Raw genomic sequence first — 19,870 nt, 5'->3', positions numbered from 1 at the left:
ATAAAATTCTCTCTTCTTTCCTTCTTCCTTAGCGCTATTTGTGTCTTCTCGGTTCATAAAAAAAGGTAGCTCTCCTCAATTAAATAAGACTGCTATCGCTAAAAAGGTATATTTTCGATGGTAAATAAAAGTTTAATCTACGCTAAATTATCCACCCAGTTACTTCGATACAAACCAGGAGGTATACCAGCTGCCTTTGAAGTAACAGTTACGAATGAAAGCAATCAATTTGCAACTTTTCAAGTAGAACTACTAGCCGCTGGTGCTGACTCTAGTTTAGCTAATTCCTGGTATAAACTATCTCCAGGAATTAGCGCCAAAACACCCCCTGGAGATAGTACAAAGTTTTATGTAGCGATTACTGACACGCCCGTTCCTGGGTTTGTCGGCAAAATGAATATCACCGTCCGCATCTTCTCGATGGAACTGCGGGAAGAAGAAAGACAACTTCTGAGGATATCCATTGAGCAGGGAACTGGCTCTATCCCCATGCAGGTTGAGCTGCCAGTCCGAGAATTTGTTGTTCATCCGACAGATTTGATCGAAATACCAGTCTGGGTATACAATCCCAGCCAACTGTCCACCAACGTCGTGCTACATTTTGTGGGCATAGAGCCGACTTGGCTAGCCGAGAGTGCCGAACGACGGCTGCAAGTTGCACCCGGTAGCAAGGTAGAAACAAGTTTCTTATGCCAAATACCCATTGCCACCCTTGCTCCCAGCCAGGTATACCCTTTTTCCGTTGAATGTACTCAGCACAATGGTCCTCCATCAAAGAATGCAGGAGCCATTAAGGTTGTTGCTGCGGGATTTATAGATTTCAGTTGCACCCCAGCCTTACAGCAAATCCCTCCATCGCGAAATTGGCTGCCGAGATGGAAGTCTAACTCCGCAACTTACAAACTCAATTTTGAGAATGCCAGCAATTTAACTCAGCAAGTAAGTTGCCAAGTCAATGCGGAAGATCGGCGGAGATTCCATTTGCAGATCATCCCTGAAGTGGCAGACCTGAAGCCAGGTGAGACGACTCAACTACAGCTAGTCTGTACGAGGAAACGCCGGTGGTTGGGTTCAGTTCAAAGATTTCTTTTGGAAGTTAAGGCGATTGTGTCGGATGAGCGCTTAGATGTCCGAAATGACACCCAAATCTTGAAACTGCTTGTCCGGCCAGTTCTCCCTATCTGGATGCAGTTAACTGGATTAATCTTGCTGCTTTTCTTGCTCTGGGCGCTGTCGTGGCTAAACCCTTACAACCCATTTTGGGGACACAAAGCTTCTGTCACGTCGGTGCAATTTAATGGACTCGGAGAGCAACTCATTACTGGCTCGAATGACCAAACCGCAATTAGATGGCGCACTTCAGGCTTTCTGAATCCCTTGCTTAATCAACAAATGGGAGTTGTGGGAAAGGCGGGTAAAGCTGTGCGGGTCATCCGCTATAAACCAGTAGACAATGATGTGGTTGCCGCAGGCTTGGAGAATGGAGAGATCCAGCTATGGAATGTATCGGGAGAAAGAAAGCAACCGATAAATTCTTTCTCTTTTCAAAAGGACGATCGGGTTTTAGCTCTAGAATTCACCAAAGACTCGCGTTATCTATTAAGCGGTCACGGGAGTGGTTTAGTTGCAGTGTGGGATGTGGAACGCGACCTCGACAATCCTAACGCTACCAATCAACCGCTGCGAGGGAAGAAATTTGATTTTGTCGTGAATGCTCTGGCATTGGTGGGAAAAGCGGATAAAAACCTAGCGATCGCAGGACGCTTCAACCAATTTGTCGTCTGGAATTTGGCAAAAGACAAGTGGGGGCGCGTATCCTATCCTCGCCAAGGAGGTCAGGAAGATTACATCGTCAGCTTGGATAGTGCTGAATACAAGCCGAATCTTTTAGTCACTGCTGATAACCAGGGGTACATTACCTTATGGAATATGCAAAAATGTCTTGCCGAGCAGGGACCTTGTGAAGTTTTGGATGAATGGTCGGATGGTCATGGCGGCAAGTCAGTTCGCTCGGTAGCATTGAGCGCAAATGGTTGCTACTTGGTGAGTGGAGGGGATGACGGACGAGTGATGCTTTGGCCTCTGACTGCTGAAGGTAAGCGGGATTCTCAGTTAAAAGGCAGAAAAATCGATGGCTCGTTTGGTCAGTCTTGGCATATTAATAGTGTAGATATTAAGACGGTCGGAAACTCTATCTTTGTGCTGAGTGGTAGTGACGATACTGAAGTGAGGTTAAAACGTGCGGATCGGCTACCCCAACTACAGTGCGACCAACAAAACTGAGGTGAAAAAACGGAGAACTGAGCGAGAAGCCTCACTGAGTTTTCAGCCGTGTAGAGACGCCGATTTATCGCGTCTCCTCAGTCCTTATTTCTGGGGAGGGAAACAATGACAACGAGACAACCGTTCGATGCTGGTTCCTTAGAGAGACAGGATGAAAAAGCCGGTGGTCTCACAATGGTCGATGTCCTGACGCTGCCTGAGTCCCAGCGACAGATCGTGCAATGGATGATGCGTAAAAAATCCGAAGTTAGTCTGGCTGAGGTGGCAGATCGTACAGGCTCAGGGGAAGACGTAGCGATCGCGCTGTTGGACGATCTGGTTGCTCAAGGCTTTGTACAGGAGACGGAAGTAGCAGGCGAATTACGCTATCGGATGCGTCTTGCTGCCAAACGAGGCGCTCAGCAGTTGCCTAAAACCATCCACCAAGCGCTGGCTCCCGGTAATCCCCTCGCGGTGATCCTCAATCCTTCCGGAGACTACGCCCTCGTCGCCGGAGCGACCTTCGATCTCTGCATCACGGTCAGCAACAAGGGCAATCAAAGCGCCTTAATTGATATTTTTATCGATGAAGTATCCCAACCGCTCCGTCAGTGGTGTACTTCTCCCCATCAGCGACTGGCGTTAGGTTCCAACTCTACCAGCGAGGTCATCTTTCAGTTTCAGGTGCCAGTCGAGACGAAACCGGGCACCTACCCCTACCTGTTGGTCGTCGATGCGCCGCAGCACTACCCGGAAGATACCCCGATCCGCCATCAAGCGCGACTTCAGGTTTTACCGCCGATTGAGACTGCCATTCGGGTTAGCGATCCTACCTTTAGTCTTCAGCCAATCACCAGTTCTGCGGTTCCGGCTCGTCTCCAACCCGGTTCGCTGTTGCAAGTTGTGGTGAACGTACACAACCGCTCTGCCAGAGTCGATCGGTTTCGGCTGATGTGCCCGGATTTGGACGAGAAATGGTTTAGCGTGCGTTATCCGGAAGGGCTAGAGTCGCCGGGACTGGTGACAACGACGACAGGATTAGACCTCAACCCCGGAGATACTGGGCAAATTCTGCTGGTGTTAAACCCGCCAATGGACGCGCTGGCAGGAACTTACTATCCTACCGTTCGCTTATATTCTGTTAACAATCCAGACTTGGTATTGCTGGATGTCATTTACCTAGAAATTCTCCCGACTTACCTTCTGACCGTAGAATTCCGCACCCTGGTCGGTAAGGTGAGACGCCTATCCGGATTGTACGAACTCAGATTAAACAATGGGGGCAACACCTCGCGCGAGGTTATCCTGCGAGCCAAAAGTTTGGATGAGGAGGATGTGTGTTCTTACACGGTCTCGCCTTCCTTGATACGGATAGCGCCTTTTTCCTTAGCCATCGCCGAAGTTCAGGTAAAACCGCTCAAGTGGTGGCGTCGCCCTCTGTATGGGGGAGGGAGGTTGATCGGCTTCGGCGTTGAAGTTGAAGATACGCAGCAGTTGCCCTTAATTAATGATGCCCCACAAGGGACGTTGTATTGGGAACCCCGTCCTTGGTGGCAGTTCCTGTTGGTACTACTGCTTTCTTTAGGAATTCTGGTAGCGATCGCTTTCCTGATTTGGTTGATCTTCTTTAAGCCAAAGCCGTCGCCAAAAATTCTTCAATTTAGCTCTTCAGATGCTCTCTATCAAGCATCTGAAGATGACTTAATTCGTCTGAGTTGGCAAATTCGCCACCCAAATCAGATTCAGTCGCTCTTGCTCACCGGGCAATCGCCTGACGGTACAGCTACCGTTGAACCCATTTCTTACGATTTCCGCCAGGGTGTTCCAGAGCAACTCAAGTCATTTTGCGCGATTCGTCAGGTTTTAATCTGCAAAAATGTGCGGACAGATGCCCGCAAAGCCGGTGACTATGTTTTTGAACTGAAAGTCTTCTCCAAAAAAGGAAAAGATGTCGCATCGGATACTCTGAAGACCAGTCCGATCAAAATTGAACCGGAGCCTCCCCCAAAGATTATCGAGTTTTCCTCTACAAGACCGATTTATGCAGAAGTCCCTGGTAAACCCACCAATGCCAATAAAATTCACCTCAATTGGAGAGTCGTGAATCCAGAGCAGATCAAAGAGTTGCAGTTGATTGGGCGCTCGCCTGACGGTACGGTAAATAGTGTATTGAAGCGGTTTGACTTCAGCAAAGGTGTGGCAAAGGGTTTGGCAAAATACTGTACTGCCGAAGCAGCGCTAATCTGTAAAAATGTGCCTACAGATGCCCGCAAACCAGGAGACTACATCTTTGAAATGATGGTCGTTCCCAATACAGGACAACAGGAACCATCAGATTCCAAGAAGACGGATGCGATTAAAATTACAGCCCAACCTTCGAGAATTGTTAATTTTAAAATCAACAATCAAGAAGCTTTACCCAAATATATTGTTCCAGTCAATCAGGTAAAACCTGGTGAAATTATTAAAATATCTTGGAAAGTAGAAGGCGGCAGCAATATTAAAGTTGAGCTGCTTCCGGCACCCGGTACGGTTCCCGCTCAGGGCAGTATCCCCTACACTCTCAGTCAGAAACCGGGTAGTGAAACGATTACGCTGCAAGTCACCAATGGAGCTGGCGAACAAATTAGCAGAGCGGTTACCATTGAAACTTTTGAACCGCCACCCCCACCGCCACCTGCTGCCTTAGCCCCGGCTCTACCTACCTTAGTCCCCGCTCCACCTACCTTAGCCCCGGCTCCAATCGTCCCACCGCCGCTGCCCCCAGCGCCCCCTCCCGGAGCAGCGGGTGCCCCCGCCGCAACCTCTGCCCCTGGTACCCCAGAGGCTTCTGGCACGGGTGCCCCTGCTGCCGGTACTCCTGCTGCCGGTACTGCCACTGCTACTCCTGCCGCTGGTACTCCTGCCAATCCTGCTACCGTACCAACCCCCAGCGAACCAGGTTCGCTCTCGCCCTCTGAATTACCCCCCCGTCCTGACTGACTGAATTAACGGCTGGGTAAGTAAGCGAATGTAATTCAATTGAAGATTTTTGGAGGTGGGATTGACCTAGCAAGCCCAACACTTACAGGGGTGACGCGATCGCTTAGCCCATCCCACAAATAATTAATCCTACTTACTGACTATGTCTTGGGGTTGGGAGCAATGTATTTAATTAGCTTTTCCCCCTTACGGCTCTGCCAATCTTAATTAAAGGAGTAGGGAATTTGCGACTAAAAAGTTTCTAAAACCCGTCAAAATTTTATTGAATCAGCACTACTTAATACCTGATGCCAACAAAAATGTAAAGGAAGGTTAACAATTCAGGATTTTAGAAATGTCAGCATTTTTAAATAAAAATCCACTGCTAGAACGCCCATTCTATATATAGAAAGTAAAAACAGCGTGGAGCAGTGGAAGTGTCAATCTGCTGGAGACTAGACTTGTTAATGTTTTTTGTCTTAAAACTTAGTAGCGCCGAGAAAAGCCACCGCTACTGGGTCTGCGATTACCACCGCCGCCGCCAGAGGGTCCTCTATCTTCACGAGGTTTGGCTTTGTTAACTTTCAAATCTCGACCCATCCACTCCGCTCCATCTAGAGCTTCAATGGCAGCCGTTTCTTCAGCTTCAGTTTCCATTTCTACAAAACCGAAACCCCGTGGGCGGCCTGTCTCGCGGTCAGTGGGTAGCTGAACCCGCTTAACAGTTCCGTATTCGGCAAAAACTTGGCTGAGGTCTTCTTGGGTGACGTCGTAGGATAGGTTGCCTACATAGATTGACATGGAAGTATCTCGCTTTCTGCAGATGGTGTAGAGACTTAGATTCGGAGAGACGCCTGTCAACGTAGACAACCAACTCACTTAGCCGAATTAAATTCTCAGTGATTAACTTAGCACAGGATCGGGCTTCAGGCATTCGCCATCAAGGAAAACAATATGAAATTTGTCAAGGGAATGATTTCGTAATTTAAAGAGTGACAATTTTCTGCGAAGCATTGCGGTTTATACACAAGGTAAAAACAACAGCTATACAGGGGTTCTAACCCCTACGGATGCGGGAAAAGTCATGGGTTTTGGAATCTTTACGAGACTGGATGCTTCTTAGCATATAGAGTGGGATAGCGATTATGGCAGATGTGGCTTTTAAGAACTTTGACAAAAAGTGGCTACTCGACTGGCACAAGTGACTCTCGCCAGCGCACACTTAAAGATGTACTCAAGAGGCTCCTGAACTCTTCTTATGTTTCCAGCTGAACCTCCGGCTTCTGGTAGTGGCTTTCGCGCTCTGATGAAGAATCGGCCTTTTCTCATTCTTTGGGTAGGGCAGATCGTGTCTCAGGTAGCAGACAAGGTCTTCTTCATTTTGTTGATTGCGTTGCTGGAAAACTATCAGACGTCGCTGATGGGGGCAAATTCTATGCGTTCCGCCATCATGGTAGCTTTCACACTACCTGCAATCTTCTTTGGCTCAGCTGCCGGTATTTTTGTAGATCGCTTTCCAAAGAAGCAAATTATGGTGGCTTCTGATTGGATTCGCGCTTTATTGATACTATTGCTTCCGATATTGCCAAAGCAGTTTTTAGTTCTCTTAGTAATTACGTTTTTGCTCTCGACAGTTACGCAATTTTTTGCCCCAGCAGAGCAGGCGGCGATTCCCCTATTGGTCAAGCGCGAAAATTTAATGACAGCAAACGCGCTGTTTACAACCACCATGATGGGGTCTCTGATTGTCGGTTTCTCTGTGGGCGAGCCGCTGTTGAGTCTAGCCGGAACTTGGGGGGGAACCTATGGTCAAGAATTCTTGGTGGCGCTTCTGTACCTGTTGGCTGCTGGTCTCAGCCAGTTAGTGAAAGTCGTAGAAGCTCCGATTCCGATTGAGTCGATCGCAGTTCATCCTTGGAATGATCTTAAAGAAGGCTTCCGTTATTTATGGAAAAAACGCCTGGTTCGGACTGCGATGGTACAACTGACGATTCTATATTCGGTGTTTGCGGCTTTAACTGTACTGGCAATTGAGCTGGCAAAGGAAATTGGTCTCAATGAGCCGGGTCAATTTAGCTTTTTATTATCCGCTGCTGGGGTGGGTATGGTCTTTGGTGCGGGGGTGTTGGGGCATTGGGGCGATCGCTTCCACCACAAGCCTTTGCCTCTATTGGGTTTTTTGAGTATGGGCTTTGTGTTGGGTGTGTTTACGTTGACGACAAATCTCTGGATGGGCTTAGGATTAAGTGCGCTGTTGGGGCTGGGTGCCTCGCTCATTGGCGTACCCATGCAAACTCTGATTCAAGCCTCAACCCCAGAAAATATGCGCGGCAAAGTCTTTGGGTTTCAGAATAATGCTGTCAATATTGCACTGAGTGCGCCGCTAGCGATCGCTGGCCCACTTACGGATCAATTTGGTTTGCGAGGCGTTCTTTTGGGAATGAGCATTATTGTGAATATCGTTGGGGTCTGGGCGTGGCTCAGTACCCGTAATGTTTTAGAAGATGTCATCTAGCTTGAAAGGAGGACTGAGGAGTAACATCTTGTAGCCAGTCCTTCCTAGAAACGCCTTTGCCTTTTGCTGGGTAAGGGGACGCGCTCAGCGTTACAACCCGATTGAAGGCGCGTTCATTAAGTCAGCCGCCCTTAGCCAGTATCCTTGGCGCACCTCCTTCTTGGTGGCGTGAACCGAAACAATAAACCTTAAAGTCACAGAAAATAAACACTCGCGAGTTTTTGGGGGGTTAATCCCTCGACAGGAATTGATATCAGGATTAGACTTAAGAATTAAACCCCTATTTCTAATGCTGAATTAGATAGAAATCTTAAAAAAGAACGTAGCTATAGTGAGAGGTTTCATGGTGCGATCGCAAAGCGTCTCGGAAAAAGAATCAATACGTCAAATGAGCAGCCGCAGAACAGGTGCCTTTGCCCTGATTGACAGTCTGAAGCGTCACGGTGTTGAACATATTTTTGGCTATCCGGGTGGTGCAATTCTGCCGATATACGATGAACTGTATCGGGCACAAACGGATGGCGGGATTCATCACATTTTGGCAAGACACGAGCAAGGCGCGGCTCACGCGGCGGATGGTTATGCTCGTGCCACCGGCAAGGTGGGGGTCTGTTTTGCCACGTCTGGCCCTGGGGCAACGAACCTAGTGACAGGCATTGCGACAGCCCACATGGACTCGATTCCAATGGTGGTAGTCACGGGGCAGGTGGCTCTTAACGCGATTGGCAGCGATGCGTTTCAGGAAACCGATATTTTCGGAATTACGCTGCCGATTGTGAAACACTCCTATGTTGTGCGCGATCCCGAAGACATGGCGCGGATTGTGGCAGAAGCGTTCCACATTGCCAGTACGGGACGTCCGGGACCCGTGTTGATTGATGTGCCCAAAGACGTGGCATTAGCGGAATTTGACTATGTGCCGGTGGAGCCGGATACGGTGAGATTGCCGGGATATCGTCCTACAGTGAAGGGCAATCCTCGTCAGATCAATGCAGCGTGTACTTTACTTCGGCAAGCACGGCAGCCGTTGCTCTATGTGGGTGGAGGCGCGATTACATCTGGTGCCCATGCAGAAATTCAGGAACTGGCAGAACTCTTCCAAATCCCCGTAACAACGACGCTGATGGGAATTGGTGCCTTTGACGAGAACCATCCCCTCTCCCTGGGAATGTTGGGGATGCACGGCACCGCCTACGCTAACTTTTCAGTGAGCGAGTGCGACTTGCTGATTGCGGTGGGAGCTAGATTTGATGACCGCGTGGCGGGTAAGTTGGATGAATTTGCTTCTCACGCTAAGGTCATTCATATTGACATTGACCCCGCAGAAGTCGGAAAAAATCGCGCTCCGGAAGTTCCCATTGTCGGCGATGTGCGAAACGTGTTGATTGACTTGCTGCGCCGATGTCACGAAACCAATGCGGCTTTGGAGCCAAATCAAACGAAAGCATGGCTAGAACGGATTAATCGCTGGCGGGAAGATTATCCCCTCGTGGTGCCCCAATATCCCGATAGTCTGGCACCGCAAGAGGTGATTTCAGAACTAGCGAATCAAGCTCCCCAAGCCTACTACACGACAGATGTAGGTCAGCACCAAATGTGGGCGGCGCAATTTCTCAAAAATGGGCCGCGTCGGTGGATTTCTAGTGCCGGTTTAGGCACGATGGGGTACGGGATGCCAGCGGCGATGGGTGCTAAGGTAGCGCTGCCAAACGAACAGGTGATTTGTATTAGCGGCGATGCCAGTTTCCAGATGAATTTACAGGAACTGGGCACACTGTCACAATACGGCATAAATGTCAAGACCGTTATTATCAATAATGGCTGGCAGGGAATGGTGCGTCAGTGGCAAGAGGCATTCTACGGAGAGCGTTACTCGTCCTCAAATATGGAAGTGGGGATGCCGGATTTTGTGATGCTGGCAAAGGCATTCGGGATTAAAGGAATGTCGATCCGCGATCGCTCGGAACTGAAAGATGCGATCGCCGAAATGTTGGCTCACAATGGCCCCGTTTTGCTGGAAGCCCAAGTTAAACGGGACGAAAACTGTTACCCAATGGTGGCTCCTGGCAAGAGTAACGCTCAAATGATTGGCTTGCCCGAACGTCGCAAGTTGGAAAAAGCTACAGAGCTAGTCTATTGCAGCGGTTGCGGTGCGAAAAACATTGCTAGCAACAACTTCTGTCCGGATTGTGGCACCAAAATCTAAGGGTAATCAGTGATTGGTGATGAGTTTTTGACCAATTGCTGATGGATTCTTAGCGTTTGGATTACCGATTTTTTCCTTTGGAATATTAAACAGAGACTGGCTATCAATCGCCAGTCTCTTTATTTTTAGGGTGAATCTGGAACAATTTAGATGCGATCGCCTTTACCCTTCAAAGGTGCGACAGCACAATCAAAAAATACTCCCAAATCACCGTCTTTAAGCCTTTAGTAATCTTTTGATTACTTCTCCTTTACCTTAGGGGGTTACAGTGGCAGTGGCTATCCATCGCCAAATTTTCATAGCTGGAAATAATTACAGCCATGCCTCCAACTTCCAAAGCAGTTCTAGCAATCGATCAATACGATCCCAATGAAGGGCGTCGTTTGCATTTTTATGCCAAGGGAGACCTAATTCCCCTCGTGCCACAGGGCATTTGGCAGATCGATCGAGGTTTGGTGCAGCTGAGTACCCTTTGCCCGAATGGTGAAGAAGTGTTGCTGGGTTGGGCAGGAACTGCAACATTCTTTGGTCTTTGGATGACCTTGCTGCAAGCCTATCAGGCAACAGCGCTCTGTGATGTCTACTTAAGATGGTTTTCAGTCACAGAAATTGAAGCTTCCCCACGTCTATCTCAGATGATTTTGCCGCAAATGGGACGACGGATGCGGCAAGCAGAGGCACTTTTAGCCATTGTCGGACAGCGACGGGTCGAAGATCGCTTGCAGCGACTGTTGTTGCTGTTAAAAAAAGAAATCGGTCAACCTGTGGCGGGTGGAACTCGTCTGGGGGCGCGCCTCACCCATCAACATATCGCCAGCGCCATTGGTACCACCCGCGTGACAATCACGCGATTGCTCAGCAAGCTACAGCAGCAGGGATCGATTAGCCTGGATTGCGATCGCCACATTATCCTAAAAGATGAGAGCTTTGCCAGCATCTCTGATTGGTGAGTCGCATTTGTTAGGAGTAAGCTTCTGTCTCTCTCAGTAATTTCGGTTCCATCGGCAACGAATCAACAGCCCGCTGGGTTGATTGTCGTATTGCATGGCTTTGGAGGGAATGCCCAACAGTTGGCATCCTTAGCCCCATTTTTGAATTTACCGGAGTATCAGTTTTTGGTGCCCGATGCCCCTTTTACAAATCCCTATGTATCGGGGGGGCGAATGTGGTACGAATTTGGAAAGCCAGGAGGTTCGCAGTCTGCGGATTTAGTCAAAAGTCAGCAAATGCTAACTGAGTGGCTCAAATCTTTAGAAAGTTCTACCGGAGTCCCTCTTTCACGCACAATTTTGTGTGGATTTTCTCAAGGCGGAGCAATGACGCTGGATGTAGGATTGAATTTACCTTTAGCGAGTTTAGTCGTGTTGAGCGGCTATTTGCATCCTCTCTCTCCAAAACCTGATGCGACTTATCCACCTGTATTAATTTTGCATGGGAGACAAGATTCTGTGGTGCCGCTGAGTGCTGCCCAGAAGGCACGGGACGCTTTAACAGCACTAGGAATATCGGTACAATACCAGGAATTTGATATGGGGCATGAGGTTCAACCGGCAGCTTTAGAAGTGATGCGGAAGTTTGTCAAGGCAAATATCTGATCGGCGCTAGCCGCTAATAGCAGTCGTCAAAGTGAAATGGGTAGTGGGTGTCGAGTCTTCCCTTCCATTCCCCATTCCCACTCGGTGAAATCTCCGGTTTAAAGCTAGTAGACCCGCTAACTTGACGTTTTTTATATTAAGCGATCGCCAGTAATGGCGTTAAGATAAAATGGTTTGTTGCATCTGTATAATACATGGCACAGATGCAGATTGAGGGAGGCGCGGTCAATGACAACTGTTAGCATTTCCAACCGGGATATTTCTGCTGTAACGGCAACTGAAGTGGAACATCTGGCTGTACGGCTAGAGCAAGATAATTACACCAATCCTTTTGAAGGATTGGATGATTGGCATTTGCTCAGAGCGATCGCTTTTCAACGTCCAGATTTAGTTGAACCCTACCTCTACCTACTGGATTTTCAACCCTTCGATGAAGCTTAAATGCAAAGTGGCAGACGAGTTCTCATAGGGATAGGCGGCGGTATCGCCGCCTATAAAGTTTGTGAGGTAATTTCGGCGCTTGCAAAGACTGGGGTGGAAGTTCGGGCGATTCTCACGGATTCGGCTCAAGCATTTATCACTCCGCTAACCGTAGCAACGCTGTCCCGTCATCCTGCTTATACAGACGAAAATTTCTGGCAGCCGACACGCGGACGCCCTTTGCATATTGAGTTGGGAGAATGGGCAGAGGTTTTTGTTATTGCTCCTCTCACTGCGAATACCTTAGGCAAGTTAGCTTATGGTTTCGCTGACAATCTGCTCACGAATACCGTCCTCGCTTCAACTTGTCCAGTGCTGTTAGCACCGGCAATGAATACGGATATGTGGGAACAGGTGGCAGTGCAACGCAATTGGCAACAGGTATTCGCAGATAAACGCTATCACAGTGTTGGTCCCGGTGCTGGACTGTTAGCTTGCGATCGCGTCGGTGCTGGACGTATGGCAGAACCTGCTGAAATTTTGCCGCAAATTACATCTCTATTGCACACTGGCGGTAAGCGAGATTTAGCCGGGAAACGAGTTTTAATTAGTGCTGGAGGAACGCGAGAACATCTCGATCCGGTGCGCTTCATCGGTAATCCTTCGACTGGCAAAATGGGATTCGCATTAGCACAAGCTGCACTGCATCGCGGTGCATCTGTGACCCTGGTGCATGGGCCAATGGAGACACCATTAATCGCCTCTCTACAAAAGGCGAAATCGATTGGTGTGATGAGCGCCCAGCAGATGCAGCAGGCGATGTTAGAGTGTTTTCCCGATGCGGATTTGATTGTAATGTCGGCGGCGGTGGCAGATGTGAAACCCGCCGAGTATAGTACCCAGAAATTGCCGAAGCGATCGCTTCCCGCTTCCTTACCTCTAGAATCTGTACCCGATATCGTGGCAGAATTGGCGAGTCTCAAACAGCCGCATCAAACATTAATTGGATTTGCCGCCCAGACTGGGGATATTGTTACGCCAGCCTTGGAGAAGTTGCAGAAGAAAAATTTGGATGCCATTGTTGCCAATCCCATCGATCAAGCCGATGCTGGTTTTGGCAGCGACAACAACCAAGCCGTATTTCTTGACAATCAAGGGCGCAAAGTAGAGATTGAACCCTGTAGTAAATTGCAGATGGCTCACGCTTTATTTGACTTTGTTCAAGGTGCTGGCTAAAAGGACAAGCGGTGCTTAGATCCCATCATTTTTCAGCGATTCTCATCGCTTCTCCATCTATTTTTGATTGGACAGAAGCCGATTTCTTAGATTCATTAAAAAGTGCGGCTCAAGATGCCCATCTAACTCCCGTTGGTCAGATTTCTTTTACTTTTCAACCACAGGGAGTATCAGCAGTTCTTTTACTGGAAGAATCTCACGTTGCCTTGCATTTTTGGCCTGAAGAAGGGAAAGTTACCGTTGATATCCATGTGTGTGATTATCAGCAGGATAATTACGAAAAAGCAAAAACTCTTGCTGAATTACTTACTTTGGAGATTGGCGACAATTCCAATAATGAGCAGTGGAAATATTTCTGCGTTACTGGTTAATTTAAACAGCCCAAGCGATTAAAAATGAAGCCGCAATATAAGCAAAAGCTTCAATTAGTCCAGCACCCAAGTTCGGGATTTGTTGACGTGCAATTTCGTCTGATATTTTTACTCCTGGCACTAAAATTAAATCTGCTACCCAGCGAATTACAATCAGTGAGGCTAAGCAAAATAGGAGTGTTAAACCATATTGAGTAAAACTAATTACCCAATTTTGAAACTCGGCGGCAAATGCTACGCGCACGATATTACCTGTGGCAATAAGTAAGCCCGCTAACGCCACACCAGCAGCAGGATTATTGCGCCTTTCAATCTCTCCAAATACATTGTATTTAGTGACACGAGGATAGAGAACGCTCACCAAAACGAGTACGCCTAAGCCAACGATCCAGCAGACAAACCCTACCAGCCAAGTGCCACTTTCCCCGCCGAGTGCGGCGCTGAGAATGAGTCCATTAGCGATGTGATTGCCAAATTCTACAGCAGCAGCGCCTGTGTTCCGTTCTTCAAGAATTTCGCGCTTACAATCAAAGCAACGCAAAATTAAGCGATCGCCTACCCAAGCGCCAGCCAACATGAATAAAATGACTGTTGCGCCATAGCTTACCAAATTGAGTAATTTGTCCTGCCAATTGTCTGAAGGTTGTCCTAAAACACCACCTAGTGCAATGACGATGCCGAGGTAGTATCCGACAAGAGCGATCGCTACGGCTGGATTATCTTTAACAAATAGTTCCAAGTTTAATTCCATGCGACGAAATAGTTTTTGGTAAGCGAGTTGTCCCAGCCAGAACAACCCAAAGCCTACAACTAGCTCTAGAAGAATAAATCCTAATTGACTAACTTGTTCCACTACTTAACTCCTTCTCAATATTTATTTATTATTCAATTAATTTTATATTTTTAAGTGTTTTAATAAGCCAATCATTGTATCTGCTAGTTGGTCATAAAAAAAGTAATCATGAGCACCAATAGTTTTTACTGGTACGCCACCAAACTGACTTTTAAAACGGGAAAATTTTGCATAGCTATGATTAGGATCGTGAGTAAAACCATAGAAATCATAGAAAGTGCAACCGCGTGATTTTGCCCGTTGCATTGCAGCCCAGTGTAAACTGTAAGTTGCCATGACTTCCGGATGTTCAAAACTACGTCCGCCGTAGAGATAAGTTGCGCGATCGCCCCAATAAACAACTAAGATAGCTGCTAATATTTTTCCTTGCCAGATTGCGAAACCTAGCTCTGCCATATTTGCCTTAAATAAGGTTTGGCAAAGATTAATGAAAAATTTGTAGGGTTCACCAAAAAACTGCTGGCGTTTTACCGTTTCCCAAAAAATATCGTAAAACACAGGAATTGCCTGTGAGTCTGTTCTAAATTCAGTTTCTACACCATGACGCCAACTCAAACGCAAATTATATCGTCCTTTTGGCTTCATAGTTGCTAACATTTCAGTTTCTGTTAATTGTAAATCAATTAACAGAGTTTCCGAGGGCAATAAATCAGCAGGTGCACGCATAAACCCGGAAAGGCAATCTAGTTTTTGCTGCCATAAAGGTTCAATTCGTAGGGCAACCACTCCTATTTTTTTAGCTAAAGATACCGCTTCTTTCACTAATATCTGCATTCCTTCTTTTTCCAATTTTTCAGGTAGCAGAGGGGCACCGGGAGCAACTAATAAATTGGCTTTATTAGGATGGGGATAAAAATAAAAAATGCATCCTCCCAATAATTCTTGCTTGTAAAATAAACCATAACGGAAGGTTTTGTATCCTTCCAATTCTTTGAAGTCTGCCCAAGCCCAAGACTGCATAAAGCATCCTGCGGGAGCAGTTTGCACAAGCAAGTCCCAATGATGGCGTTCTTCTGAATTTAGTAGTCTAAGGGTTAAAGATAATTCTTCTAATTGAATTTTGTGCCCATTATTTACATCTAAAATGTCAGTCATTATTCGAGCGATTTGTTAATAAGTTTATCAACCAAATACCACCAGCCGCCGTCAAAACAAATCCTATAGTTCTATTAAACCAACTCCAGTCTCCTTCGCTATAATAAGTATTTCCTCCCGAATAGCCGCTAGAGCCAGGAGAATGGCTACTTCCTGAATAGTATCCCTTGGCAAACACAGCATCTGGAGATGCTAAATTGGCCATTAATAAAGTTACTGAGAGCATCATAATAAATTCTGCTGCTCGTGGTGATAGCGTTAAAATTTGCTGTCCAGTGCGGATTTTATCAGACAATTGTTTTAGTTCAGCGGCAATCTGAGGCGGCAGTTCTTGAGCACGTTCTAAAATACTTCCCAATAAACGTGATAAATCGATTTCTGATAGTAATTTTTGAAGGTGGGCTAACCATTCTGCTGTCATCTTTGGGTTATGATAAGGATGTTGTACCGGCAATAGTTTGCTAGTATCTATCTCATTACCCTGAACTTCTTCTAACCACCTTTGGGCGGTTGATTCTAGCTGAAGGAGATCCCGCAACCCTATCAGTCCAGTTCCAGCTTCTTCAATGTCTAAAAAATTAATGGTTTTTTCATCAATTGCTTCGATAATTTGAGGCGATTGAATATGAGGATTTAGTAAGTAGTAAAATAGCTGCGGGCAATCCAGAGTGTGAATATTGACGCTGTGGCGGCTATGCGCGATCGCATTCTCAAACTCAAACACTTTTAGCAGATTTTTAAGCGCGATCGCCTGTAAATTTTCAGGTAGGGTAATTCCTTCTATTTCAGAACGCTGAATTGCAACTGGAGACGCTAAGAAGAACCCCCAATTGCCATAATCATGCCTTTGAAAGGATGGGATTGTTAATTGTAAAGGCTTTGCCATCAATCCAGCAGCTAACAAGGTTTGATATAAACACCAAAAACCTGTTGTCCGATTTTCTGGAGAAACACCATTCGTGCTAATAATCCCACCTGGATAAAGAACCCGGCTAATCGTTTTAAACCATTCTTGGCTGTATATCGCCGTATCTTCTGTACAACTAGGATAAGTAAAATCGCAAATAATGACGTGATAAGATTTTTCTTTAATTGTCGATAAAAACTCAAAAGCTTCTTGCGTGTAGATTGTCAAGCGATCGCTTTCTAAGCTGCCATCATTAAATTCCTTAAATACATTTTTACCGAGTTCTAAAACTTCTGGATTGTAATCTACTAAATCAACGTGACTCACTTCAGGAAATTGCAACACATCCCGCGCAGCTAATCCATCCCCACCGCCACAAATCAAGATTTGCAACTCTGTGTGAGGAAATCGTTTGACTGCTAGTGCTACCGATGGAATCACTAAATACTCGTGATAAATGGCTTCATCAACGGTATCAAACTGCAAATCACCATTGATATAAAAAGCCAATCCGTTATTATGTTGTTCAATAAATAAACATGTAGGCATTTTTTCACTATCCGAATATCATCAACAATATTCCGCAAGCCATCATGAAACTAGCTACTAATACTTGAAAAATCACGCTTTCCAAAAAACTCTTCTTCGCTCCTCGTTCAATGTGAGAAAAATCTTCTGGTTTTACTATTTTGGTAGAGTAAATATGTCGTTTGCCATCAGGCCAAGCTTCAATTGCTAAATTCCATTGATGATCCTTGTCCCAATAATCCCACGTAATTCGAGATGTCTCCTCTTCATCTCCTTCATAATTACCCTTGGTTGATGATTCAAAGTAATAGCGTTTACCCAAGGCTTGTAATTCTGGGTAAGGCATTTTTCCTCCTTGCATATCGTGCCAAAAACGAATAGCCAAATTATTCAGTGATTCTGGTTCAAATATCTTAGGGTCTGAAATTTCTTCGGCAAGATACCAATTGACTAAGGATTCAGGATTTTGCGGATCAATTTCTCGTAGCAAGTAGTATTCTTTTCCTGCCTGAGGTTTTAGCAACCACTCCGTTGTTTCATATCCATAGGAATCGTCATAAGTGCTGTATTCTTTAATCTGCCACTGAACGCCATAATATTTTATGCGATCGCCTGGACGTAAATTTTCAAGTTGAGTTTTCGTAGTAATGGGATACATAAAATTTTGCTCTGCTAAAATTTTGTTTGAATGTAGAAAAAATCTTGATTTTAAGTTTATTTTATTAAAATAATATCCGGCATTTTTGCTGGTTAATAGAGCGACTTAGCGTAGGCAGCATTTATTATATTCACACAGCTCTTAACTTCATAAAATAATCAATAAGACTTCATAAAAATATTAATTTTTTATAATCATCTACTCAAGGCGATAGAAGAGGTTCAATAACCCGACCCACCAACCAACTTCACAAAAAACATATCCGCTAGGGAGATGACCAGCGGGAGCGCGATCGCAATCAAAGATAAATTCTTCATAAGGAACCCAAGCGCCATCAATCCGCCATCCTACGCGATCGCCTAAAATACACAAAATCTCATAATTTGCGCTTCTCGTCCCTCCGATCCTTTCCCAGATATATTTTTGGACGCTAAAACCAAAGCGTCCTTTGCTGTGTTTTATCCAAAGTTGGTTAATGATCCGAAGGTCTGACATTGGAAAATTTTTGATATCTTCCACTCTCAGCCAACCTTCCGTTTCTCGACTAGAAATTTTCAGCATAACCGTCGTGGTTTCTTCATCCGCTTCTTGCCACTTTCCTAACGCTAAAAAAGTCTGTAGTTGCCGGTAATCTATTTTTGATGCTGAATTTTGCCGATTTGTTAAAAAATTCCGACTTGTAGCGATCGAACTGGCATTATAAGTTTTTGAAACCGGAATATTGCTAGATACTGGCTGCTTAAAACTGTAAGTAGAAATCTTATTAAGATTAAGCAATTCTAGCCACTCCTGCACCGATTGAGGGCGTTCCTCCGCTTGAAATTCCATCCCTTTAAGAATCGCCTGATTGGCTAAATTACTAATACTGGAATTGAGGCGTTGCGGTGAATTTAATCGAATCCCCGCAGCTCTCGCAGGCGCAGGTAGCGGGACTTCTCCAGTCAGCAAATAGTAGAGCGTCGCCGCGAGTGCATAAACATCCGTATACTCGCCCCGTCTTGCTTGCTGAGCATACTGTTCAATTGGAGCAAAGCCTGGAGTAAAGGTTTGCGTATGAGTCTGCGTTATATCGGGGATAAATTCCCTAGCAATGCCAAAATCAATCAGTACCGCCTGGAATTCTTCGGCACGCACCATGATATTAGATGGCTTCACATCCCGATGCAAAAAGCCCCTGTCGTGGATGAAAGTTAGTGCGTCACCAATCTGGCGGATGTAGTGTAATGCTTCGGTTTCCGACAAAACACCCAGATTAAGTACGCGCTGCTCTAAGTTTTCTCCTTCAACATACTCCATCGCCATGCAAGGTAACTGTCCTTCAGAGAAGGCATTGTCAATCTGCACAATATTAGGGTGTCGGCACACAGCGAGTCGCAGCGCTTCTTTCTGGAAATCTCGATTAAATTTGTCTCGGTACGCTGTAAATTCGCGTTTAGTCAGTACCCGTTCATTCAGCGTCTTGATGACGACAAAATTCCCTTTTTTGCCCCTAGCTAGAAAAGTGATGCCATAGCCTCCTTCTCCTAGCACCCTTTCAACGATGTATCTTCCACCATGCAACATCTGCCCAGCGGCCCAAACCATTCCTCACACTTTCCCTGACACTTAGGCTAATTTTGCCATACCCTTGGTACCAGTTTTGTTAAGTATTTGACCTATTCTAGAAGGCTCCATAATGGAAGGAAACAAAGGTGAGAGAAGAGCGATCGCTCTTATTTTTGAGTGCTATATTCGGCGTAGAAACGCCTAGATGAAGGCAATTGTTATGACTCAGGAACTCATGGATTTACGAAATAGCATCATTGAGGGACGCGACAAAGAAACTTTGACGATTTTAGGTGGGCTGGATTGGATGAAGAAAAGGTGGATAGAACTCAGATAATTCTGACAGCTCAACAATTACTTGCTTTGACGTATGCTCATTCAGCAAGTATTTTACCAGACATGATTGATGAGTATTTAACTCAGTTACCGGGTGGGCACGATTGGTTTAAAGACAAGCGCGAATAGAGAATGCGATCGCTTGCCCTTCTTTTGATTGCATTTATTCTCAGCAAGATAGGTGATCCCACCACCTTTACCCAAATGCCTCTCAATAATGTATCGTCCGCCCTGCAACTTCTGTCCAGGATGCCAAACCATTGCTAAAGCCGCCTGGACACTAGGGTTAATTTTGGCATAAGGGTAGCCGTTCGCTTACACTGACTTCTGGCACCCTCGCTACACCCCATTTCCAGCATGGGTCGCTTCTAGCGTAGGTTTG

Annotated in this window: 17 protein-coding genes; 10 read left to right on the top strand and 7 right to left on the bottom strand. The window is 46.1% G+C overall.

Annotated elements, in window-relative coordinates:
- Positions 1–117: 117 nt before the first annotated feature.
- Both NDI34_RS11785 and NDI34_RS11780 read left to right on the top strand, forming a co-directional pair.
- The gene (locus NDI34_RS11785; protein WP_348232736.1) at positions 118–2,283 is read left to right on the top strand and encodes a hypothetical protein; all 2,166 of its coding nucleotides are present in this window, start codon (positions 118–120) and stop codon (positions 2,281–2,283) included.
- A gap of 105 nt (positions 2,284–2,388) precedes the next feature.
- Positions 2,389–5,244 (top strand): hypothetical protein, encoded by a 2,856-nt coding sequence (locus tag NDI34_RS11780; protein ID WP_348232735.1) that lies wholly within the window; start codon positions 2,389–2,391, stop codon positions 5,242–5,244.
- Positions 5,245–5,709: 465 nt separating this feature from the next.
- Here NDI34_RS11780 and NDI34_RS11775 read toward each other — a convergent pair whose 3' ends face one another.
- On the bottom strand, positions 5,710–6,024 hold the full coding sequence (locus NDI34_RS11775; protein ID WP_190412631.1) for an RNA-binding protein: 315 nt from the start codon (positions 6,022–6,024) through the stop codon (positions 5,710–5,712).
- 457 nt (positions 6,025–6,481) lie between these two features.
- On the opposite strand from NDI34_RS11775, the gene NDI34_RS11770 reads away from it, so the two are divergent.
- From NDI34_RS11770 to NDI34_RS11740, 7 genes are all read left to right on the top strand, one after another.
- On the top strand, positions 6,482–7,738 hold the full coding sequence (locus tag NDI34_RS11770) for an MFS transporter (RefSeq protein ID WP_190412632.1): 1,257 nt from the start codon (positions 6,482–6,484) through the stop codon (positions 7,736–7,738).
- 343 nt (positions 7,739–8,081) lie between these two features.
- Positions 8,082–9,944, top strand: coding sequence for a biosynthetic-type acetolactate synthase large subunit (ilvB, locus tag NDI34_RS11765; protein WP_348232734.1), 1,863 nt, complete (start codon positions 8,082–8,084; stop codon positions 9,942–9,944).
- A gap of 320 nt (positions 9,945–10,264) precedes the next feature.
- The gene (locus NDI34_RS11760) at positions 10,265–10,894 is read left to right on the top strand and encodes a Crp/Fnr family transcriptional regulator (RefSeq protein WP_348232733.1); all 630 of its coding nucleotides are present in this window, start codon (positions 10,265–10,267) and stop codon (positions 10,892–10,894) included.
- A 24-nt stretch (positions 10,895–10,918) separates the two neighbouring features.
- Positions 10,919–11,539 (top strand): dienelactone hydrolase family protein, encoded by a 621-nt coding sequence (locus NDI34_RS11755; protein WP_348232746.1) that lies wholly within the window; start codon positions 10,919–10,921, stop codon positions 11,537–11,539.
- A gap of 228 nt (positions 11,540–11,767) precedes the next feature.
- The gene (locus NDI34_RS11750) at positions 11,768–11,980 is read left to right on the top strand and encodes a DUF2555 domain-containing protein (protein WP_190412635.1); all 213 of its coding nucleotides are present in this window, start codon (positions 11,768–11,770) and stop codon (positions 11,978–11,980) included.
- Positions 11,981–13,195: a bifunctional phosphopantothenoylcysteine decarboxylase/phosphopantothenate--cysteine ligase CoaBC gene (coaBC, locus tag NDI34_RS11745; RefSeq protein WP_348232732.1), complete on the top strand. Its 1,215-nt coding sequence runs from the start codon at positions 11,981–11,983 to the stop codon at positions 13,193–13,195. It abuts the gene before it with no gap.
- A gap of 11 nt (positions 13,196–13,206) precedes the next feature.
- Positions 13,207–13,566 (top strand): S-adenosylmethionine decarboxylase, encoded by a 360-nt coding sequence (locus NDI34_RS11740; RefSeq protein WP_348232731.1) that lies wholly within the window; start codon positions 13,207–13,209, stop codon positions 13,564–13,566.
- Position 13,567: 1 nt separating this feature from the next.
- Here NDI34_RS11740 and NDI34_RS11735 read toward each other — a convergent pair whose 3' ends face one another.
- The 5 genes from NDI34_RS11735 to NDI34_RS11715 form a co-directional block, all read right to left on the bottom strand.
- Positions 13,568–14,419 (bottom strand): DUF350 domain-containing protein, encoded by an 852-nt coding sequence (locus NDI34_RS11735; RefSeq protein WP_348232730.1) that lies wholly within the window; start codon positions 14,417–14,419, stop codon positions 13,568–13,570.
- A gap of 42 nt (positions 14,420–14,461) precedes the next feature.
- Entirely contained in the window at positions 14,462–15,514 is a 1,053-nt protein-coding gene (locus NDI34_RS11730; RefSeq protein WP_348232729.1) for a peptidoglycan bridge formation glycyltransferase FemA/FemB family protein, read from the bottom strand.
- Positions 15,507–16,970 (bottom strand): spermine synthase, encoded by a 1,464-nt coding sequence (locus NDI34_RS11725; RefSeq protein WP_348232728.1) that lies wholly within the window; start codon positions 16,968–16,970, stop codon positions 15,507–15,509. Before NDI34_RS11725 ends, NDI34_RS11730 begins: the two co-directional genes overlap by 8 nt.
- Positions 16,971–16,977: 7 nt before the next feature.
- Entirely contained in the window at positions 16,978–17,607 is a 630-nt protein-coding gene (locus NDI34_RS11720) for a DUF4178 domain-containing protein (RefSeq protein WP_348232727.1), read from the bottom strand.
- A 198-nt stretch (positions 17,608–17,805) separates the two neighbouring features.
- Entirely contained in the window at positions 17,806–19,191 is a 1,386-nt protein-coding gene (locus tag NDI34_RS11715) for a serine/threonine-protein kinase (protein WP_348232726.1), read from the bottom strand.
- 166 nt (positions 19,192–19,357) lie between these two features.
- Between NDI34_RS11715 and NDI34_RS11710 the strand changes: the two genes are divergently transcribed.
- On the top strand, positions 19,358–19,489 hold the full coding sequence (locus NDI34_RS11710) for a hypothetical protein (RefSeq protein WP_277877560.1): 132 nt from the start codon (positions 19,358–19,360) through the stop codon (positions 19,487–19,489).
- An 86-nt stretch (positions 19,490–19,575) separates the two neighbouring features.
- Here NDI34_RS11710 and NDI34_RS11705 read toward each other — a convergent pair whose 3' ends face one another.
- Positions 19,576–19,749, bottom strand: coding sequence for a hypothetical protein (locus NDI34_RS11705; RefSeq protein WP_348232747.1), 174 nt, complete (start codon positions 19,747–19,749; stop codon positions 19,576–19,578).
- Positions 19,750–19,870 lie beyond the last annotated feature (121 nt).

The organism is Trichocoleus sp. DQ-U1 (genome assembly GCF_039961925.1).
In the GTDB taxonomy this organism is placed as follows: Bacteria; Cyanobacteriota; Cyanobacteriia; order Cyanobacteriales; family FACHB-T130; genus FACHB-T130.
The sequence above is the reverse complement of the archived record's forward strand: the minus strand, read 5'-3'. Positions and strand labels throughout refer to the sequence as shown.

What these genes read in the sequence shown, in the direction of transcription:
- NDI34_RS11785 (WP_348232736.1), top strand. Translation starts at nt 118, where the DNA reads ATGGTAAATAAAAGTTTAATCTACGCTAAATTATCCACCCAGTTACTT.
- NDI34_RS11780 (WP_348232735.1), top strand. Translation starts at nt 2,389, where the DNA reads ATGACAACGAGACAACCGTTCGATGCTGGTTCCTTAGAGAGACAGGAT.
- NDI34_RS11775 (WP_190412631.1), bottom strand. Translation starts at nt 6,024, where the DNA reads ATGTCAATCTATGTAGGCAACCTATCCTACGACGTCACCCAAGAAGAC.
- NDI34_RS11770 (WP_190412632.1), top strand. Translation starts at nt 6,482, where the DNA reads ATGTTTCCAGCTGAACCTCCGGCTTCTGGTAGTGGCTTTCGCGCTCTG.
- ilvB (WP_348232734.1), top strand. Translation starts at nt 8,082, where the DNA reads ATGGTGCGATCGCAAAGCGTCTCGGAAAAAGAATCAATACGTCAAATG.
- NDI34_RS11760 (WP_348232733.1), top strand. Translation starts at nt 10,265, where the DNA reads ATGCCTCCAACTTCCAAAGCAGTTCTAGCAATCGATCAATACGATCCC.
- NDI34_RS11750 (WP_190412635.1), top strand. Translation starts at nt 11,768, where the DNA reads ATGACAACTGTTAGCATTTCCAACCGGGATATTTCTGCTGTAACGGCA.
- coaBC (WP_348232732.1), top strand. Translation starts at nt 11,981, where the DNA reads ATGCAAAGTGGCAGACGAGTTCTCATAGGGATAGGCGGCGGTATCGCC.
- NDI34_RS11730 (WP_348232729.1), bottom strand. Translation starts at nt 15,514, where the DNA reads ATGACTGACATTTTAGATGTAAATAATGGGCACAAAATTCAATTAGAA.
- NDI34_RS11725 (WP_348232728.1), bottom strand. Translation starts at nt 16,970, where the DNA reads ATGCCTACATGTTTATTTATTGAACAACATAATAACGGATTGGCTTTT.
- NDI34_RS11720 (WP_348232727.1), bottom strand. Translation starts at nt 17,607, where the DNA reads ATGTATCCCATTACTACGAAAACTCAACTTGAAAATTTACGTCCAGGC.
- NDI34_RS11715 (WP_348232726.1), bottom strand. Translation starts at nt 19,191, where the DNA reads ATGGTTTGGGCCGCTGGGCAGATGTTGCATGGTGGAAGATACATCGTT.
- NDI34_RS11710 (WP_277877560.1), top strand. Translation starts at nt 19,358, where the DNA reads ATGAAGGCAATTGTTATGACTCAGGAACTCATGGATTTACGAAATAGC.
- NDI34_RS11705 (WP_348232747.1), bottom strand. Translation starts at nt 19,749, where the DNA reads ATGGTTTGGCATCCTGGACAGAAGTTGCAGGGCGGACGATACATTATT.